Below are 18,400 nucleotides of genomic sequence, written 5' to 3'. Positions count from 1 at the left end.
CCATGTCGTCCGCCGTCGCGCCCCTCCCCCATTCCGTCGCCCCCGTTGCCGACGCGCCGCCGGCGCTCAGCTGCCATGTCCACAAGTTCGGCGGCACCAGCCTGGCCGACGCGGGGTGCATCGCGGCACTGGCCTCCTTGGTGCCGGCCGACGCGCGGGTGCGGCCGGTCGTCGTCTCCGCGATGGCCGGCACCACCAATGCCCTGGTCGCGCTGGCCGATGCCGCACTCGCGCTCGAGGACTGGAAACCGGCCTGGGACACCCTGCGCCAGCGCCACCTGGCGACCGCGGATGCGTTCGAACACGAGGCCGACGGCCCGCTGCACGCCGCGCTCGAAGACGAGTTCGCCGCCCTCGCCCATGACGTGCAGGGCCTGCATGCGGACGTCGCGGATCGCGACGCGCGGCTGGCGCGCATCCACGGCTGCGGCGAGCAGCTGTCGTCGCGACTGGCACAAGCCGCGCTCGGCCCGAGCTGGCAACGCCTGGACGCCCGCGAGGTGCTGGTGGTCGAGCAGGGCGAAATGGGCGCGGTGGTCGACTGGGACGCGAGCCGCGCCCGTCTGGCGAGCTGGCGGCTGGCCCACGCCGCACGCGACGTGGTGATCACCGGCTTCGTCGCCCGCGACGGCGATGGCCGCGACACCACGCTCGGACGCAACGGCAGCGACTACTCGGCGGCGATCTTCGCCAATCTGTTCGACGCCCAGGCCCTGACCATCTGGACCGATGTCGACGGTGTGCTCTCGGCCGATCCGCGCCTGGTCCCCGACGCCGTCTGCCTGCAGGCGATGTCCTATGCCGAAGCCTGCGAACTCGCGTACTTCGGGGCCAGCGTGCTGCACCCCCAGACCCTGGCGCCGGTGCAGGCCCGAGGCATTCCGGTGCGCATCCGCAACAGCCGCAACCCGTCCGCGGCGGGCACCACGATCGCGCCGGCCGCAGCGGCCGCCGCCTCGCCGGTCAAGGGCCTGAGCCTGGTGCGCGACGTGGCGGTGCTCGAGTTGGTCGGCAACGGTCTGGTCGGCGTGCCCGGCACCGCCGAGCGCATGTTCGCCGCCCTGCACGCGGCCGGCGTATCGGTGACGATGATCTCGCAGGGCTCGTCGGAGCATTCGATCTGCTGCGTCGTGCAGGCCGGCCAGGTCGAGCGCGGTCGCGCGGCGATCGTCGCCGCATTCGCCGACGCGATCGCCCAGGGGCAGGCCCAGGGCGTGACCGTGACCGGCGACCTCTGCGTGCTCGCGGCGGTCGGTGACGGCATGGTCGGCACTCAGGGCGTCGCCGCGCGACTGTTCGCCGGCCTCGCCCAGGCCCACGTCAACATCCGCGCCATTGCGCAGGGCGCGGGCGAGCGCAACATCTCGGTGGCGATCGCCCAGGTCGACGCCACCCGCGCGTTGCGCGCCGCGCATGCGGCCTTCTGGCTGTCGCCGCAGACGGTTTCGGTCGGCGTGATCGGACCGGGCAACGTCGGCAGGGCATTGCTGGCACAGTTGGCCGATGTGGTGCCGGCGCTGCGCGAACGCGCGGGCGTGGACCTGCGGCTGCGCGCGATCGCCAGCAGCCGGCGGATGCATCTCGACGACGCGCCGTTCGACCCCGCCCACGCCGCCGCCATGCTCGACGCCACCGCACAGGCCTGCGATCTCGATGCGTTCGCCGCGCACGTGCGCGCCAGCCATCTGCCGAATGCGTTGATCGTCGACTGCAGCGCCAGTGATGCCGTCGCGGCGAAGTATCCCGAATGGCTGGCCGCCGGCATTCACGTGGTCACCCCGAACAAGCACGCCGGCAGCGGCGCGTGGGCGCGTTACGCCGCGATCCGCGAGGCCCAGCGCGCAGGCGGCGGCCGCTTCCTGTACGAGGCCACCGTCGGTGCCGGCCTGCCGGTAATCCAGACCCTGCGCGGCCTGCTCGACACCGGCGACACGCTGCACGGCATCGACGGCATGCTGTCGGGCACGCTGGCCTGGCTGTTCAACCGCTACGACGGCCGCCAGCCGTTCTCCGACCTGGTGCGCGAAGCGCGCGCCCTGGGCTACACCGAGCCCGACCCGCGCGATGACCTGTCGGGCCTGGATGTCGCACGCAAGCTGGTGATCCTGGCGCGCGAGGCCGGCCGCACGCTGTCGCTTGAGGATGTCGAGGTCGAGAGTCTGGTGCCCGAGGCACTGCGCGAGGTGCCGCTGGACGCGTTTCTTGCGCGTCTGCACGAGCTGGATGCGCCGATGCAGGCCAGGCTCGATGCCGCGCACGCCGATGGCCATACACTGCGTCACCTGGCGCGCCTGCAAGGCGACGGCCTGGCCAGCGTCGGCGTGGTCGCGCTGCCGGCCGAGCACTCGTGCTGCCACACCCGACTGACCGACAATCTCGTGCAGTTCCGCACCGCCCGCTACGCCGACAACCCACTGGTCGTCCAGGGGCCGGGCGCCGGCCCGGAGGTGACCGCCGCGGGCGTGTTCGCCGATGTCCTGACGATCGCCCATGCGCTCGGCAAGCAGGCCGGCCTGCCGTTCCTGCGGCATGATGGCGGCAGCGCGCACGCCGTCGAATCGGCGACTTGCGGATGACGGCGCAGGCCCAGACGGCGCCCAGTCGCCCGTCGGTCGATGCGCGATCGATCTCCCGATCCAACCCCGCCGCCCGCGCGGCAGCAGGAGGCTCCACCATGCCCGAACATCCCTGGGTCGCCGCATTCGCGCCGGCGAGCGTGGGCAACATCGGCGTCGGCTTCGATCTGCTCGGCCACGCGATCCACGGGCCCCGCGATATCGCCCGAGTACGCCGCATCACCGCGCCGGCCGTCGTCATCGAGGCGGTCGATGGCGACGTCGCGGGCATCGAGGCGATCCCGCTCGATACGGCTCGCAACACCGCCGGCCTGGCGCTGCAGTCGCTGCGCCAGGCGCTGTCGCTGCCGTACGGCTTCGCGCTGCGGCTGGAGAAAGGCATCCCGCTGGGGTCGGGGCTGGGCGGCTCGGCCGCGTCGTGCGTGGCGGCGCTGGTGGCCGCGAACGCGCTGCTCGACACCCCCTTGCCGCGCGATGCGCTGTACCCGTTCGCGCTCGACGGCGAAGCGATCTCCAGCGGCAGCCGGCACGGCGACAATGTCGCACCAATGTTGCTGGGTGGGGTGACGCTGGCGACCGCCGACCGGGCGATCGCGCTCGACGTGCCGGCCACGCTGCACGCGGTCGTCGTGCATCCCGATCAAGTGCTGGAAACGCGGCGTTCGCGTGAAGTGCTTGCCGAGCCCTATCCGCTGCACGACATCGTCGCGCACGGTGCGCACCTGGCGCTGTTTCTGACCGGCCTGCAACGTGGCGATCTTGATCTGGTCCGCGCCGGGCTGCACGACGTGCTGGTCGAGCCGCGCCGCGCCGGCCTGATTCCCGGGTTCGCGCAGGTCAAATCGGCCGCACTGGACCACGCCGCACTCGGCGCCAGCATTTCGGGCGGCGGGCCCAGCGTGTTCGCCTGGTTCGCCTCGCGCATCGACGCCGAGGCCGCGGCGCCGGCCATGCGCCAGGCGTTCGTCGACGCCGGCTTCGACGCCCGCGCCTATGTCGGGCCGGTGGCCGGCCCCCGTGCCGCACTGCTCGGGCCGACTCCCGCATCACAGACGTCCGGCGCGCGCGCCGCACATCTGCCCTTCTCCCAGTAACGAGCCCACCATGGATTTTCTGAGCACCCGCGGCGGCGTGCCGCCGACGCCGATCGACGATGCCCTCGTGGCGGGCCTCGCGCCCGACGGGGGCCTGTATGTGCCGGCGTCGATTCCTGTCCTCGACCTGGACGTGCCGCGTGCCACGCTTGCCGAGACCGCAGCCGCGACCCTGGCGCCCTGGTTCTCGACCTCCCGACTCGAGGCGCAGTTGCCTGCACTGTGCGCCGAGGCGTTCGCCTTCGAGGCGCCCCTGCGACCGCTGTACGGCGCCGGCGACCATGTGCTCGAGCTGTTCCATGGCCCGACGGCCGCATTCAAGGACTACGCCGCGCGTTTCCTGGCCGGTGCGCTGGGCGCGTTGCGTTCGCCCGCCGCGCCCGACACCACGATCGTGGTCGCCACCTCGGGCGATACCGGCGCCGCAGTGGCCGCAGCTTTCCATCGGCGGCCGGGCTTTCGTGTCGCCATTCTCTATCCCGAGGGCCGCGTGTCCCCGCGTCAGGCGCACGGCCTGGAATGCTGGGGCGACAACGTGCGCGCGTTCCGCATCGACGGCAGCTTCGACGACTGCCAACGGCTGGCCAAGCACGCGCTGTCGAATGTCGCGCTGCGAACGCGCGTGCCGCTGGGCTCGGCCAACAGCATCAGTCTCGGGCGTCTGCTGCCGCAGTCGGCGTACTACGTGCATGCCGCCGCCGCGCACCATGCGCGTCACGGCGCCCCCCTGCACCTCGTCGTGCCCACCGGCAACCTTGGCAATGCCTGCGCCGCGGTGCTCGCACGCGCGATGGGTGCGCCACTGGGCGAGATCCGCCTGGCCTGCAATGCCAACGACACACTGCCGCGCTTCTTCGCCGGCGCCGATTATGCGGTGCAGCCGACCCGGGCCACGCTCGCCAATGCGATGGACGTCGGTGCGCCAAGCAACTTCGAGCGCCTGCGCCACTGGCATCCCGACGACGCCGCGCTGCGCGCGGGTTTCGCCGCCGACAGCGTGGACGATGCCACGATCCGCCGGACCATCGCCGCAGCGCCAGCGCGACACGGCATCGTGCCCTGTCCGCATACCGCAACGGCGTTGGCCGTGCTCGAGCAACTGCGTGAGGCCGGCGATACACGCGACTGGGCCGTGGTGGCGACCGCGCATCCGGCGAAGTTCGAGACCATCGTCGAACCGCTGATCGGCCAGGCCGTGCCGCTACCGCCCGCGCTCGCCGACTGCCTGTCCCGCCGCGCGCACGGCACGCCGCTGCCGGCCGACGACGCCGCACTCGCGGCGACGCTCGAAGCTTGGTAGCGGCGCATCACCGCGCCCTGCGCGCTGCGCGAGATCTAGCCTGAGCACATCGCGCAGACGCCGAAACGAAAAACCCCCGCCGATGGCGGGGGCCTTGGATCAGGCGATGCGTCGATCAGGGACGCGAGGTGCGAGTGCCGGTGGCAACCTTCAGCTGCTTGGCGTCCACACTTTTCACGCCCTCAATTCCACGTGCGATCGCAGTCGCGCGATCGATCTGCGCCTGCGACTCGACGTCGCCCGACAGGCTGACGATGCCATTACTGGTCTCGACACTGATGTCCAGGCCCGACACGTCGCTCGATGCCAGCAGATCGGCCTTGACCTTGGTGGTGATCCAGGTATCGGACACGGGATGGTGGGAATCGGTCTGCGCGGCCGTGGTGCGATCCTTGCGATCGTGATCCTGCGCGAGCGCCGAACCGGTGAATGCGACCGCGCCCGCAAGCGCGCCGGCCATCAGGGTCTTGTGCAGCGTCTTCATTGGGTGTCCTCCGAATCTTATGGTGTGCGGCGAGTCTGCGTAGGCCTCCGTGCCGGGGGGGTGAAGGTGACGGCGTTCACGACGCGCAACGCGTCACGTTGTTATCAGCCGCTCATGAATCGCCACTCCCCCCCTGCCGCACCTGTCACGCAAGCCAGTCTGGAGGCGGCCCGGGCCGCCGGCCTGCGCTGGGTCTGCGACCGCGATCCCGGTCTGTGCCGCCGCCGCGCCGGCAAAGGGTTCAGCTACCGCGATCCTGACGGCGCCGCGGTGCGGGATCGTGATGTCCTCGCCCGGATCCGGCAATTGGCTATCCCGCCGGCCTACACCGATGTGTGGATCTGCCGCTACGCCAACGGCCATCTCCAAGCCACCGGTCGCGACGCGCGCGGTCGCAAGCAGTACCGCTACCACCCCGACTGGTCGACCACCCGCGGCCTTGGCAAATTCGACCGGATCGTCGCGTTCGGCAACGCACTGCCGCGCCTGCGCCGTGCGTTGCAACGCGACCTGGCGCGCCCGGGCATGCCCCGTGAGAAGGTGCTGGCGATCGTGGTGTCGCTGCTGTCGCAGACCTTGATCCGGGTCGGCAACGACAGCTACGCCCGCAGCAACGGCTCGTTCGGCCTGACCACGCTGCGCAACCGGCACTTCGAGCGGGCCAAGGCCGGCGGCGCGCGGTTGCGCTTCCGCGGCAAGAGCGGTCAGGCGCACGATATCGCGATCGACGACGCCCGGCTGTGCCGACTGGTACGCCGCTGCCAGCAATTGCCGGGGCAAGCGCTGTTCCAGTACATGGACGACGAGGGCGAGTGCCGCGGCGTCGACTCGGGCATGGTCAACGACTACCTGCACGAGGCGATGGGCGAGTCGTTCACCGCCAAGGATTTCCGCACCTGGGGCGGCACCGCGCTGGCGTTCCGCCGGTTCGCCGCACTGCCGTTGCCCACCGGACGCAAGGGCGGTCCGCCCAGCGAGCGGGCGCTGGCGCTGCAGGAGAAACAGGTCATCGCCGACGTCGCCGCGACCCTCGGCAACACGGTGTCGGTGTGCCGCAAGGCCTACATCGATCCGGTGCTCTACGCCGCATGGCGCGACGGCAGCCTGCAGCGCGCCGCCGCCAAGGCCCGCGGCCCGCGGCAGTGGGAGCAGGCGACGCTCGGCCTGCTGCGGCGCGCCCACCGCGCGGCGCGCAAGCGCTGATTTGGCTGGCGGTGGGATTGGTTGTCGACGCAACTGTTGACAGCCCGCGCCGGGCATGCTTTTCTCGACGCATGACGCAGCGCAGCACCCGCATGCAGCTCCCCGCCCGCACCGCCACCGGTGACGGCCGGACCGTCATGTTCGCCGCGGCCACCGCGCTCCTTCTCGCCGTACTTCTTATTACCGTCCAAACAGGCGCGGGAACGGGGTTCGTGTAGAGAAAAGCGAACACCAAGGTCGAAAGAACCGAACCCCGCGCCGACAAGCGCGGGGTTTTTTGTTGCCCATTGCCAATCACCAGAGCGAACCGATGTCCGACACGATGCCCGCCTTCACCCCCGCTCGCAGCGCCGCCCCCGGCGCTCGCGGCGCGGCGCGGGCGTGTCGGACACCTGCACGCACTGATGCGGCGATGGCGACGACCCATGCGACGGCCGGATGGAACAGGGCGATGCCCTCGACCTCCGGCCGTCGTCGTATCCGGGCGTCGATCCCGACGTCCCCCACTTCCTTTTCTTCCAGCGGACACGATCGCCCATGAGCAATGCACACCCCTCCATCGCCATCGTCGGCTACGGCAGCCAAGGCCGCGCGCACGCGCTGAACCTGCGCGACTCGGGCTTCGACGTCGTCGTCGGCCTGCGCCCCGGCGGGCCGACCGAGCACAAGGCCAAGGCCGACGGTTTCATCGTCAAGGCACCCGCCGATGCGGTGCGCGAGGCCGACCTGGTCGCCGTGCTGACGCCGGACATGGTGCAGAAGCAGCTCTATGCCGAGGTGCTGGCGCCGCATATGAAGCAGGGCGCGACGCTACTGTTCGCGCACGGCCTGAACGTGCATTACGGCATGATCGCCCCGCGCGAGGACCTGGACGTGGTCCTGGTCGCACCCAAGGGCCCCGGCGCCCTGGTGCGCCGCGAGTACGAGATCGGCCGCGGCGTGCCGTGCATCTACGCCGTGCACCAGGATCGCAGCGGCCGTGCCCGCGACACCGCGCTGGCGTATGCCGCGGGTCTGGGCGGCGCACGCGCCAACGTGATCGAGACCACGTTCAAGGAAGAGACCGAGACCGATCTGTTCGGCGAGCAGGCGGTGCTGTGCGGCGGTGCGTCGTCGCTGGTGCAGGCCGGCTTCGAGACGCTGGTCGAAGCCGGTTACCAGCCCGAGATCGCGTACTACGAGGTGCTGCACGAGCTCAAGCTGATCGTCGATCTGTTCTACGAGGGCGGCATCACCCGCATGCTCGAGTTCATCTCCGAGACCGCGCAGTACGGCGACTACGTCAGTGGCCCGCGCGTGATCGACGCCAGCGTCAAGGCGCGCATGAAGGAGGTGCTGGCCGACATCCAGGACGGCACGTTCGCCAAGAACTGGGTCGCCGAGTACGAGGCCGGGCTGCCGAACTACAAGCGCTTCAAGCAGGCCGACTTCGATCACCCGATCGAACAGGTCGGCCGCCAGCTGCGCGCAAAGATGACCTGGCTGGGCGAGCAGGCCGACGCCGCGCAGGCCCCCTCTGTGGAAAGTCCGCACATGGATGTGCGGGCTTCTGCGAGGGACTCGCACACGGAAGTCGCGTGATGAATGGCGCCCGCTGGCTGGTGCAGGCGCTGGAGGCCGAGGGAGTCGAGACGATCTTCGGCTATCCGGGCGGCGCGATCATGCCGTTCTACGATGCGCTGCACGGCGCGTCGTTGAAGCACGTGCTGGTCCGCCACGAACAGGGCGCGGCGTTCGCCGCGAACGGGTTCGCGCGGGCCAGCGGGCGCGTCGGCGTCTGTGTGGCGACCTCCGGCCCGGGCGCCTCGAACCTGGTCACCGGCATCGCCGATGCGATGCTCGATTCGGTGCCGATGGTGATCATTACCGGCCAGGTCGCCACCCCGCTGATGGGGACCGACGCGTTCCAGGAGCTGGACGTGTTCGGCATGACGCTGCCGATCGTCAAGCACAGCTTCCTGGTGCGCAGTGTCGACGAACTGCCACGGGCGGTCGCCGAAGCGTTCCGGCTCGCCCGCTCCGGCCGCCCCGGGCCGGTGCTGATCGACATGCCCAAGGATGTGCAGATCGGCGATGCCGCCCATCTCGGGGCGTACGTGCCCTCGCGCGCTGACACGATGCCGGCCTGCGCCGACCACGCGCTACACGAGGCGGCGGCATTGCTGGCGCAAGCGCAGCGTCCGGTCGTCTACGGCGGCGGCGGCATCGTGCTGGGCGACGCGCTGGAGGCGTTCCGCGAGTTCGCCGACCTGACCGCAATCCCGACCGTGCTGACGCTGCGCGGCCTCGGTGCACTGCCGCCCTCGCACCCGGCGAACCTGGGCATGCTCGGCATGCACGGCACGCGCGCGGCGAACCTCGCGGTGCAGGAGGCCGACCTGCTGCTGGTCGTGGGCGCCCGCTTCGACGACCGTGCCACCGGCAAGCTGGCCGAGTTCGCCCCGCACGCGCGGATCGTGCACCTGGACGGCGACGGCTGCGAGATCGGCAAACTGCGCCAGACCGATGTCGCGGTGTGCGGCGATGTCGCGGCCAGCCTGTCGCGGCTGGCCGCGCCTTGCGCGGCGCACACGCACGGGCGCTTCGCTGCGGCGCGCGCGCAGTGGCGTGCGTTGTGCGCGGAACGACGCGAACGCTTCGCCGCCCGCTACGATGCCCCCGGCGACAAGGTCTACGCCCCCGCGCTACTCAAGCGCTTGAGCGAATTGGCGCCCGATGCCGTGGTGGCCTGCGACGTCGGCCAGCATCAGATGTGGGTGGCCCAGCACTGGCGCTTCGATCATCCGCGCAAGCACCTGACCAGCGGCGCGCTGGGCGCGATGGGTTTCGGCCTGCCGGCCGCAATCGGCGCCCAGCTCGAGGACCCGAAGCGGCGTGTGGTCTGCGTCAGTGGCGATGGCTCGTTCCTGATGAACGTGCAAGAGTTGGCCACGCTCAAGCGCTACCAGGTGCCGGTCAAGATCGTGCTGCTCGACAACCAGGCGCTGGGCATGGTGCGGCAATGGCAGGAGTTGTTCTTCGATCGCCGCTATTCGGAGATCGACCTGTCCGACAACCCCGACTTCGCCCAGGTCGCGCGCGCGTTCGGCATCCAGGCGCTGTCGGTCGACCGCAGCGACGATGTCGAGGCTGCGCTGCAGGCCCTGCTCGATGCGCCCGGCCCGACGCTGCTGCATGTCGCCATCGACACCGCCGCCAACGTCTGGCCGCTGGTGCCGCCCAACCACAACAATGCGCAGATGCTCGACCACGCCGATGCCGACATCGATGCCGATGAAATAACCACCGGCGCCCCCGCCCTGACCGACCCCGCCTCCCCCGCCCCTGAGGAATGCCGCCATGCGTTACCAGTTTGAGATGACCCTGCGACGCGCTGAAGGTGCGCTGGTGCGCGTGCTGGGCACCACCGAGCGCCGCGGCTTCCGACCACTGACATTCGAGGGTGCCGCCGGCGAGGACGATGACCGCTGGCGCCTGCGCATGACTGTCGAGGGCGAACGCGCCGCGAGCACGCTGCAAGGCCAGTTGGCCAAGCTCTACGACTGCCTGTCGGTGGAGGTCCAGCCGTGTCGTTGAATGTCGCCGCCGACGCCGCGGCTGCGGTCGCACCGGTCGCAGACACCGCACGCGCGCCCAGCGACCAGGTCTGGTACGACGGCGCACTGCACGATGTCGATGCACTGCAGGCCGGCCTGACCACGCACGCGATGCATTACGGCAGCGGCGTTTTCGAGGGCATCCGCGCCTACGCCACTGACGACGGCGCCGCCGTGTTCCGGCTGCCCGAGCACCTGGCGCGCATGCGCGAAGGGGCGGCGCTGCTGGGCATGGCGTTCGACCCGGCGCTCGCGACCGAGGCCGTGCTGGCGACGCTGCGCGCCAACCGCCATCGCGATGCCTACATCCGACCGCTGGCCTGGTTCGGCGAAGGCGGCTTCGGGCTCGATGTCGAGGGCCACACCGAACATCTGATGGTCGCCACCACTGCGACGCGCGTCCACCTGGCCGGCACCCGCGCACGGCTGGGCATCAGCAGTTGGCGGCGCAATCCTGCCGATTCGCTGCCGCCGCTGAAGCTGTGCGGCGCCTACGTCAACTCGATCCTGGCCAAACGGCAGAGCAAGTCGCGCGGTTTCGACGAGGCGCTGTTCACCGACGCCGACGGCTTCGTCGTCGAGTGCACCGGCGCCAACGTGTTCCTGGTCAAGGACGGCCGCCTGACCGCGGTCGCGCACCGCGACGCGTTGCCCGGCATCACCCGCGACACCCTGATCGCGCTGACCGGCACACCGTCGCGCGCGGTCACCGTCGCCGAGCTGTTGGATGCCGACGAGGTGTTCGCCTGCGGCACCGCTGCCGAGGTCGCGCCGGTGCAGTCGATCGAGGACCGGATCTATGGCGACAATCCGGTCACCCGCGAGCTGGCCGATCTGTACGCCCGCGTGGTGCGCGGCCAGGCCGAGACCGGCCGCGGCTGGCTGACGGCGGTTTGAGCATGCCCGACCCTGATGTACGTCGTGCACCCCGCGCCACCGCCAGCGATGTGCTGGCGGCGCAGGCGCGGCTGCGCCGCCATCTCGACGCCACACCGATCCACTACGCCGAGCGCTTCGGCTGTTGGCTGAAGCTGGAGAACCTGCAGCGCACCGGCTCGTACAAGGTGCGCGGCGCGCTCAACGCGCTGCTGGCCGCACGCGAGCGCGGCGATGACCGCACGGTGATCGCCGCCTCAGCCGGCAACCACGCCCAGGGCATGGCCTGGGCCGCGTACCGGCTCGGTGTCCCGGCGATCACGGTGATGCCCCGCAACGCGCCGCAGACCAAGATCGCCGGCGTCGCGCACTGGGGCGCCACGGTGCGCCTGCACGGCGACACCTACGACGAGGCCAAGGCGTTCGCCGGTGAACTGGCGGCACAGAACGGCTTCCGGCTGCTGTCGGCCTTCGACGATATCGACGTGATCGCCGGCCAGGGCACCGTGGGCCTGGAGATCGCCGCGGCTCTGGTGCCGGACGTGGTCATCGTGCCGATCGGCGGCGGTGGGCTCGCGGCCGGCGTGGCGCTCGCGCTCAAGAGCCAAGGGGTGCGCATTGTCGGCGCCCAGGTCGAGGGCGTGGACGCGATGGCGCGCGTGCTGCGCGGTGAAGACGCCCCGTTCTCGCCGGTCACCACGCTGGCCGACGGCGTGCGCGTGGCCGACCCCGGCCAGCTGACCCGGGCGTTGCTTGCCGAACTGCTCGACGATATGGTCATCGTCCGCGAGGCAGAACTGCGCGAAACCCTGGTCCGCTTGGCGCTGGAGGAACACGTGATCGCCGAGGGGGCTGGCGCACTGGCGTTGGCCGCCGGACGTCGCGTCGCCGGACGCCGCAAGGTCGCTGTGGTCTCGGGCGGCAACCTCGACGCCGGGGTGTTGGCGCGCCTACTGTCGGAGGTCCGCCCGCGGCCACCGCGCAAGCCCCGGCGCCGCCAGCGCATCGTCGACGCGACCGCAACCACCGCGGCGCCCCCGGCACCGGCCGCCACGCCGCGGCGGCGCAACGACCTAGGCACCACAGCGCCGGCCGGAGGCGGCGAACCGCGACTTCGACGCGCGATCAAAGCCCCGACCGACCGCACGCCCCACCGTATTGCCGAGGAACTTCCCGCATGACCGCTTCCGACACCATTCGAATTTTCGACACCACCCTGCGCGACGGCGAACAATCGCCGGGCTGCAGCATGTCGCCGCAACAGAAGGTCGTGATGGCCCGCGCGCTCGCCGAGCTGGGCGTGGACATCATCGAGACCGGTTTTCCCGCCAGTTCCGAATCCGACCGCGAGGCCGCACGGCTGATCGCGCGCGAGGTCCGCACCCCCACGCTGGCGGTGCTCTCGCGCTGCCTGCCCGCCGACATCGAGGCCTCGGCGCGCGCGCTCGAAGGCACCGCGCACCCGCGCATCCATGTCTTCATCTCCACCAGCCCGCTGCACCGCGAGCACAAGCTGCGCATGAGCCGGCAACAGGTGCTCGACATGGCCGCAACCAGCGTCGCGCATGCGCGCCGGCTGGTCGACGATGTCGAGTTCTCGACCGAGGACGGCACCCGCACCGAAGACGATTTCCTGGCCGAGGTCATCGCCGCGGCGATCGCCAGCGGCGCCAGCACGATCAACGTCCCCGACACGCTGGGTTATGCGACGCCCGAGGAAAGCCGGGCACTGTTCCAGCGACTGATCGCCACCGTACCCGGCGCCCGCGACGTGATCTTCAGCGCGCACTGCCACAACGACCTGGGCCTGGCAGTCGCCAATTCGCTGGCCGCGATCGAGGGCGGCGCGCGCCAGGTCGAGTGCACGATCAACGGCATCGGCGAGCGCGCCGGCAATGCCGCGCTGGAAGAGCTGGTGATGGCGCTGAAAGTCCGCAACGCCTTCTACGACATTGACACCGGCATCGACACCCGCCGCCTGGTGCCGGCCTCGCAGCTGCTGCGCCGCCTGACCGGCATGAGCGTGCAGCGCAACAAGGCGATCGTCGGCGAGAACGCGTTCGCGCACGAGTCGGGCATCCACCAGCACGGCATGCTGCGCCACCGCGGCACCTACGAGATCATGAACCCCTCGGACGTCGGCTGGCCCGATTCCAAACTGGTACTGGGCCGGCACAGCGGTCGCGCCGCGGTCGGCCATCGGCTGCGCGCGCTGGGCTACACGGTCGAGGATGCGCAGCTCGACCAGGTATTCGCCGAGTTCAAGGCATTGTGCGAGCGCCAGCGCGTGGTCGAGGACGACGATCTGGAAGCGCTGATGCATGGCGATGTGCACGGCCAGGGCTGGCGCCTGGCGTCGATGACGATCAGCGATCGCGGCCAGCGTGCGAGCGCGGTGATCGAACTGTCGGATCCGAACGGCAACAAGGTCAGCGAAAGTGCGCTGGGCGACGGGCCGGTGGACGCCTTGTTCGCGGCGCTGGCAACGGCGACCGGCGTGGACCTGTCGCTGGAGAGCTACCAGGTGCACAGTGTCGGCACCGGCCGCGACGCCCGCGGCGAGGCCAGCGTCAGCGTGCGCCACGGCGATGCCATCTTCGATGGCAGCGGCACCAGCCGCGACATCATCGAGGCCAGCGCGCTGGCCTGGCTGGACGTCGCCAACCGCATCCTGCGCGGTCGCAGCGCGACCGCCGCTGCCGGCGCCGCCACCAAGCCGCACGCCGTCCATGCCTGACCGCCATTCTCCAGAGCCCGCAATGACCGCCAGTTCGCCCAAGACCCTGTTCGACAAGCTGTGGGACGCGCACGTCGTGATCCCCGAGACCGACGCCGCGCCCGCGGTGCTCTACATCGACCTGCATCTGATCCACGAGGTCACCTCGCCGCAGGCCTTCACCGAGCTGCGCGCGCGCGGGCTGTCGCCGCGCCGGCCCGACCGCACCAAAGCGACCATGGACCACTCCACGCCGACGCTACCGGCAGGGCCCGATGGTCGGCTGCCCTACGCCAACGCGGCCGCAGAGAAACAGGTCGAGACGCTCGCCGCCAACTGCACGCAGTTCGGCATCGAACTGTTCGACATGGCCTCCGACCAGCGCGGCATCGTCCACGTGATCGCGCCCGAGCAGGGCTTCACCCAGCCCGGCATGACCATCGTCTGCGGCGACAGCCACACCTCGACCCACGGCGCGTTCGGCGCGCTCGCCTTCGGCATCGGCACCAGCGAAGTCGGCAACGTGCTGGCCACGCAGTGCCTGCTGCAGCGGCGGCCCAAGACGATGGCGATCAACGTCGAGGGCGCACTCGCACCAGGCGTCGGCGCCAAGGACGTGACTCTGCACGCAATCGGGGTGATCGGCGTCAACGGCGGCACCGGCCATGTCATCGAGTATCGCGGCTCGACGATCGAGGCGATGGACATGGAGCAGCGCATGACGTTGTGCAACATGTCGATCGAGGCCGGCGCGCGCGCCGGCATGGTCGCGCCCGACGACACCACGTTCGACTGGATCGCGCGCACGCCGCGCGGCCCCAAGGGCGCAGACTTCGACGCCGCGGTCGCGTTCTGGCGCACGCTGCGCAGCGACCCGGGCGCGGTGTTCGATGTCGAAGTGCACATCGACGCGGCCGACATCCGCCCGACACTGACTTGGGGCACGCACCCGGGCACCGCGATCGGCGTTGATGTGCCGGTGCCCGAGGCGAGCGATGCCGCCGAGCGCAAGGGCCAGGACTACATGCGCGTCGCCGCTGGCCGTCCGCTGGCTGGCATGCCGGTCGACGTGGTGTTCGTTGGCTCGTGCACCAACGGCCGGCTGCGCGACATGCGCGAGGTCGCCCAGGTGCTGCAGGGCCGCCGCATCGCCGCCGGCGTGCGCATGCTCGTGGTGCCCGGCTCGGAGATCGTCAAGCGCGAGGCCGAGGCCGAAGGCATCGATGCGGTCGTGCGCGCGGCCGGCGCCGAATGGCGCGAGCCCGGCTGCTCGATGTGCATCGCGATGAACGGCGACCTGGTCGCGCCCGGACAACTTGCAGTGAGCACCAGCAACCGGAATTTCGAAGGCCGTCAGGGGCCCGGCGCGCGCACGCTGCTGGCCTCGCCGACCACCGCCGCCTGGGCGGCCGTGCGCGGTGTCGTCGCCGATCCGCGCGAACTGTTCGACGACCGCCGGGCGGTGGCCTGATGCACGCGTCGCGATCCCCTGCCGCTCCCTTGCCTGAAGAAACGCCGATGCCTGCCAGTTCCCGGATCGTGTCGGCCAGCGTCGTGCTGGCCCAGACCAACATCGACACCGATCAGATCATTCCCGCGCGCTTTCTGTCGACCACAGAGCGCCAGGGCCTGGGCCGGCACGCCTTCAACGACTGGCGCTGGCGCGAGGACGGCGCGCCCAATCCGGACTTCGCGTTCAACCAGCCACACAACGCCGGCCGCGAGATCCTGCTGGCCGGGCGCAACTTCGGCTGCGGCTCCTCGCGCGAACACGCGCCGTGGGCGCTGCGCGACCTGGGCTTGCGCGTGGTCGTGAGCAGCGAAATCGCCGACATCTTCCGCAACAACGCGCTCAAGAACGGCCTGCTGGCGGTGGTGCTGCCCGAAGCGGTTGTCCAGGACCTGATGTCGCGGCCCGACGACGTGCTGAACGTCGACATCGACGCCTGCGAACTGCGGACGCCGGGTGGCGCCGTCCATCGTTTCCCGCTCGACGCGTTCGCGCGCACCTGCCTGCTCGAGGGCGTCGACGAGATGGGCTACCTGCTGGCGCGCAGCGCCGAGATCCGATCCTACGAGGAGCGCCACCATGCACGCTGACATCGTCGTACTGCCGGGCGACGGCATCGGCCCGGAAGTGACCGCCGCCGCGGTCGAAGTCCTGCAGGCGGTCGCGCACCGCTTCGGCCACCACTTCACGTTGCACGAGTACCTGATCGGCGGCGCCGCGATCGACGCCACCGGCCAGCCGTTGCCCGATGCCACGCTGGCCGCCGCGCGCGATGCCGATGCGGTGCTGCTGGGCGCGGTGGGCGGCCCCAAGTGGTCGGCGCCCGATGCCCCGGTGCGTCCGGAACAGGGCCTGCTGGCGATCCGCAAAGCGCTCGGCCTGTACGCGAACCTGCGTCCGGTGCGCCCGCATGCTGCGGCCGCGGGCGCTTCGCCGATCAAGTCGCATCTGCTGGCCGGCGTCGACCTGCTGGTCGTGCGCGAGCTCACCGGCGGCATCTACTTCGGCGACAAGACCCGCAGCGAGACACAGGCGACCGACCTGTGCCGGTACTCGGTCGAGGAGGTCGAGCGCGTCGTGCGCCGCGCCTGCCTGCTCGCCCGCGGGCGCCGCGGCCACGTGACCTCGGTCGACAAGGCCAACGTGCTCGAGACCTCGCGACTGTGGCGCGAGGTCGCCACGCGCGTCGTGCGCGACGAGTTCCCCGACATCACCCTCGAGCATCAGCTGGTCGATTCGATGGCGATGCACCTGCTGGCCAAGCCGCGCGCTTATGACGTGATCGTGACCGAGAACATGTTCGGCGACATCCTAACCGACGAGGCCTCGATGCTCGCCGGCTCGCTCGGGCTGCTGCCGTCGGCGTCGCTGGGCGAGGGCTGCGTCGGCATGTACGAGCCGATCCACGGGTCGGCGCCCGACATCGCCGGCCGCGGCATCGCCAACCCGGTCGGCACGATTCTCAGCGCCGCGCTGCTGCTGCGCTACTCGCTGGGCCTGTCACAGGAAGCGGCCTGCATCGAGCAGGCAGTGGACGCGGTGCTCGATGCCGGCGTGTTCACCGCCGACCTCGCGCCGCACGACGCGGCCCGCTCGACACGCGAGGCCACCGACGCGATCGTGCAACAGTTGGCCCAGGCCAGCGAACAGGCTGCATGAGCGGCGGCGACGCCGAACTCGACGCGTTCCTGCGGACGGTTGCGGCGCGCGATCCGCACCAGCCCGAGTATCTGCAGGCCGTGCGCGAAGTCATGGCCAGCCTGTGGCCGTTCCTGGAACGCCACCCGCACTACCGCGACCAGGCGCTGCTCGAGCGCCTGGTCGAACCCGAGCGCGTGGTGCAGTTCCGCGTGCCCTGGGTCGACGATCGCGGCCGCGTGCAGGTCAACCGCGCCTGGCGCGTGCAGCACAGCGCGGCGATCGGCCCGTTCAAGGGCGGCATGCGCTTCCATCCGTCCGTGAACCTGTCGATCCTGAAGTTCCTCGCCTTCGAGCAGACCTTCAAGAACGCGCTGACCACATTGCCGATGGGCGGTGGCAAGGGCGGCTCGGACTTCGACCCCAAGGGGCGCAGCGACGGCGAGGTGATGCGCTTCTGCCAGGCGCTGATCGCCGAGCTCCATCGCCACCTGGGCCCGGACACCGACGTGCCGGCTGGCGACATCGGCGTGGGCGCGCGCGAGATCGGCTTCATGGCCGGCTATCTCAAGAAGCTCGCCAACCACGCCGGCTGCGTGTTCACCGGCAAGGGGCTGAGCTATGGCGGCAGCCTGATGCGCCCGGAGGCCACCGGTTACGGCACCGTGTACTTCGTCGAACAGATGCTGCACCACGCACGCCGCGACACCGACGGGGCGCGCGTGCTGGTCTCGGGCGCCGGCAATGTCGCCCAGTACGCCGCGCTCAAGGCCATCGAGCTCGGCGGACGCGTGCTGACCTTCTCCGACTCGGGCGGCACGCTGTACGCGAAAGCAGGTTTCGACAGCGAGGCGGTCGAGGCGCTGATGGCGCTGAAGAACCAGCGCCGCGGCCGGCTGGCCGAACTGGCCGACGACCCGCGTTTCGACTACCTCGAAGGCCGGCGCCCCTGGCACATTCCGGCCGAAATCGCCCTACCCTGCGCCACCCAGAACGAACTCGACGAAGCCGATGCGCGCAGGCTGATCGACAACGGCGTGGTGTGCGTGGCCGAAGGCGCGAACATGCCGTGCACGCTCGAAGCAGTGGACACCTTCCAGGCCGCCGGCACGCTGTACGCGCCGGGCAAGGCCAGCAACGCCGGCGGGGTCGCGACTTCGGGCCTGGAGATGAGCCAGAACGCACTGCGCCTGGCCTGGCACCACGCCGAGGTCGACGAGCGCCTGCACGCCATCATGAAGGACATCCACGGCCACTGCGTCCGCCACGGCAAGCGCGCCGACGGCCGCGTCGACTACGTTGCCGGGGCCAACATTGCCGGTTTCATCAAGATCGCCGATGCGATGCTCGCCCAGGGCGTCATCTGACCGGCACCATCACTGCCACCGCCACCGCCACCGCCAGCCT

Annotated in this window: 14 protein-coding genes and 1 pseudogene; 14 read left to right on the top strand and 1 reads right to left on the bottom strand. The window is 70.6% G+C overall.

Features of this window, described 5'->3' with window-relative positions; all coding sequences use genetic code 11:
• Window positions 1-2 precede the first annotated feature (2 nt).
• From thrA to thrC, 3 genes and pseudogenes are all read left to right on the top strand, one after another.
• Window positions 3-2,489: pseudogene (gene thrA / locus MNO14_RS01955) on the top strand (bifunctional aspartate kinase/homoserine dehydrogenase I); the annotation flags it as partial.
• A 185-nt stretch (window positions 2,490-2,674) separates the two neighbouring features.
• Complete coding sequence (locus MNO14_RS01950) at window positions 2,675-3,670, top strand: homoserine kinase (RefSeq protein ID WP_241945137.1); 996 nt, start codon at window positions 2,675-2,677, stop codon at window positions 3,668-3,670.
• A 10-nt stretch (window positions 3,671-3,680) separates the two neighbouring features.
• Window positions 3,681-4,970 (top strand): threonine synthase, encoded by a 1,290-nt coding sequence (gene thrC / locus MNO14_RS01945; RefSeq protein WP_241945136.1) that lies wholly within the window; start codon window positions 3,681-3,683, stop codon window positions 4,968-4,970.
• A 115-nt stretch (window positions 4,971-5,085) separates the two neighbouring features.
• On the opposite strand, the gene MNO14_RS01940 is transcribed toward thrC, so the two are convergent.
• Window positions 5,086-5,454: a BON domain-containing protein gene (locus tag MNO14_RS01940; protein WP_241945135.1), complete on the bottom strand. Its 369-nt coding sequence runs from the start codon at window positions 5,452-5,454 to the stop codon at window positions 5,086-5,088.
• 114 nt (window positions 5,455-5,568) lie between these two features.
• Here MNO14_RS01940 and MNO14_RS01935 point away from each other — a divergent pair, with 114 nt between their 5' ends.
• The 11 genes from MNO14_RS01935 (at window position 5,569) to gdhA (ending at window position 18,360) form a co-directional block, all read left to right on the top strand.
• Window positions 5,569-6,657: a DNA topoisomerase IB gene (locus MNO14_RS01935; protein ID WP_241945134.1), complete on the top strand. Its 1,089-nt coding sequence runs from the start codon at window positions 5,569-5,571 to the stop codon at window positions 6,655-6,657.
• A gap of 537 nt (window positions 6,658-7,194) precedes the next feature.
• Complete coding sequence (gene ilvC, locus MNO14_RS01930; RefSeq protein WP_241945133.1) at window positions 7,195-8,238, top strand: ketol-acid reductoisomerase; 1,044 nt, start codon at window positions 7,195-7,197, stop codon at window positions 8,236-8,238.
• Window positions 8,238-10,013 carry an acetolactate synthase 2 catalytic subunit gene (gene ilvG / locus MNO14_RS01925; RefSeq protein WP_241945132.1) on the top strand — a complete coding sequence of 592 codons (1,776 nt, stop codon included), beginning with the start codon at window positions 8,238-8,240 and terminating at the stop codon, window positions 10,011-10,013. Before ilvC ends, ilvG begins: the two co-directional genes overlap by 1 nt.
• Window positions 9,997-10,233 (top strand): ACT domain-containing protein, encoded by a 237-nt coding sequence (locus MNO14_RS01920; protein ID WP_241945131.1) that lies wholly within the window; start codon window positions 9,997-9,999, stop codon window positions 10,231-10,233. The genes ilvG and MNO14_RS01920 overlap by 17 nt, the downstream gene beginning before the upstream one ends.
• Complete coding sequence (locus MNO14_RS01915; RefSeq protein ID WP_241945130.1) at window positions 10,224-11,150, top strand: aminotransferase class IV; 927 nt, start codon at window positions 10,224-10,226, stop codon at window positions 11,148-11,150. Before MNO14_RS01920 ends, MNO14_RS01915 begins: the two co-directional genes overlap by 10 nt.
• Before the next feature lie 2 nt (window positions 11,151-11,152).
• Window positions 11,153-12,310 carry a threonine dehydratase gene (locus MNO14_RS01910; protein WP_241945129.1) on the top strand — a complete coding sequence of 386 codons (1,158 nt, stop codon included), beginning with the start codon at window positions 11,153-11,155 and terminating at the stop codon, window positions 12,308-12,310.
• Window positions 12,307-13,866 carry a 2-isopropylmalate synthase gene (locus MNO14_RS01905; protein WP_241945128.1) on the top strand — a complete coding sequence of 520 codons (1,560 nt, stop codon included), beginning with the start codon at window positions 12,307-12,309 and terminating at the stop codon, window positions 13,864-13,866. Before MNO14_RS01910 ends, MNO14_RS01905 begins: the two co-directional genes overlap by 4 nt.
• Before the next feature lie 22 nt (window positions 13,867-13,888).
• On the top strand, window positions 13,889-15,316 hold the full coding sequence (gene leuC, locus MNO14_RS01900; protein ID WP_241945127.1) for a 3-isopropylmalate dehydratase large subunit: 1,428 nt from the start codon (window positions 13,889-13,891) through the stop codon (window positions 15,314-15,316).
• Between the two features lie 47 nt (window positions 15,317-15,363).
• Window positions 15,364-15,945 carry a 3-isopropylmalate dehydratase small subunit gene (gene leuD / locus MNO14_RS01895; RefSeq protein ID WP_241945126.1) on the top strand — a complete coding sequence of 194 codons (582 nt, stop codon included), beginning with the start codon at window positions 15,364-15,366 and terminating at the stop codon, window positions 15,943-15,945.
• On the top strand, window positions 15,935-17,014 hold the full coding sequence (gene leuB, locus MNO14_RS01890; protein ID WP_241945125.1) for a 3-isopropylmalate dehydrogenase: 1,080 nt from the start codon (window positions 15,935-15,937) through the stop codon (window positions 17,012-17,014). The genes leuD and leuB overlap by 11 nt, the downstream gene beginning before the upstream one ends.
• Window positions 17,011-18,360: an NADP-specific glutamate dehydrogenase gene (gdhA, locus tag MNO14_RS01885; RefSeq protein ID WP_241945124.1), complete on the top strand. Its 1,350-nt coding sequence runs from the start codon at window positions 17,011-17,013 to the stop codon at window positions 18,358-18,360. Before leuB ends, gdhA begins: the two co-directional genes overlap by 4 nt.
• Window positions 18,361-18,400: the final 40 nt, after the last annotated feature.

Origin of the sequence: Luteimonas sp. S4-F44 (genome assembly GCF_022637415.1) — a bacterium.
GTDB lineage: Bacteria > Pseudomonadota > Gammaproteobacteria > Xanthomonadales > Xanthomonadaceae > Luteimonas.
This window is presented reverse-complemented; position numbering and strand designations above follow the sequence as displayed.

Coding starts and splice junctions, on each gene's coding strand:
- MNO14_RS01950 (WP_241945137.1), top strand. CDS start 2,675: ATGCCCGAACATCCCTGGGTCGCCGCATTCGCGCCGGCGAGCGTGGGC.
- thrC (WP_241945136.1), top strand. CDS start 3,681: ATGGATTTTCTGAGCACCCGCGGCGGCGTGCCGCCGACGCCGATCGAC.
- MNO14_RS01940 (WP_241945135.1), bottom strand. CDS start 5,454: ATGAAGACGCTGCACAAGACCCTGATGGCCGGCGCGCTTGCGGGCGCG.
- MNO14_RS01935 (WP_241945134.1), top strand. CDS start 5,569: ATGAATCGCCACTCCCCCCCTGCCGCACCTGTCACGCAAGCCAGTCTG.
- ilvC (WP_241945133.1), top strand. CDS start 7,195: ATGAGCAATGCACACCCCTCCATCGCCATCGTCGGCTACGGCAGCCAA.
- ilvG (WP_241945132.1), top strand. CDS start 8,238: ATGAATGGCGCCCGCTGGCTGGTGCAGGCGCTGGAGGCCGAGGGAGTC.
- MNO14_RS01920 (WP_241945131.1), top strand. CDS start 9,997: ATGCGTTACCAGTTTGAGATGACCCTGCGACGCGCTGAAGGTGCGCTG.
- MNO14_RS01910 (WP_241945129.1), top strand. CDS start 11,153: ATGCCCGACCCTGATGTACGTCGTGCACCCCGCGCCACCGCCAGCGAT.
- MNO14_RS01905 (WP_241945128.1), top strand. CDS start 12,307: ATGACCGCTTCCGACACCATTCGAATTTTCGACACCACCCTGCGCGAC.
- leuC (WP_241945127.1), top strand. CDS start 13,889: ATGACCGCCAGTTCGCCCAAGACCCTGTTCGACAAGCTGTGGGACGCG.
- leuD (WP_241945126.1), top strand. CDS start 15,364: ATGCCTGCCAGTTCCCGGATCGTGTCGGCCAGCGTCGTGCTGGCCCAG.
- leuB (WP_241945125.1), top strand. CDS start 15,935: ATGCACGCTGACATCGTCGTACTGCCGGGCGACGGCATCGGCCCGGAA.
- gdhA (WP_241945124.1), top strand. CDS start 17,011: ATGAGCGGCGGCGACGCCGAACTCGACGCGTTCCTGCGGACGGTTGCG.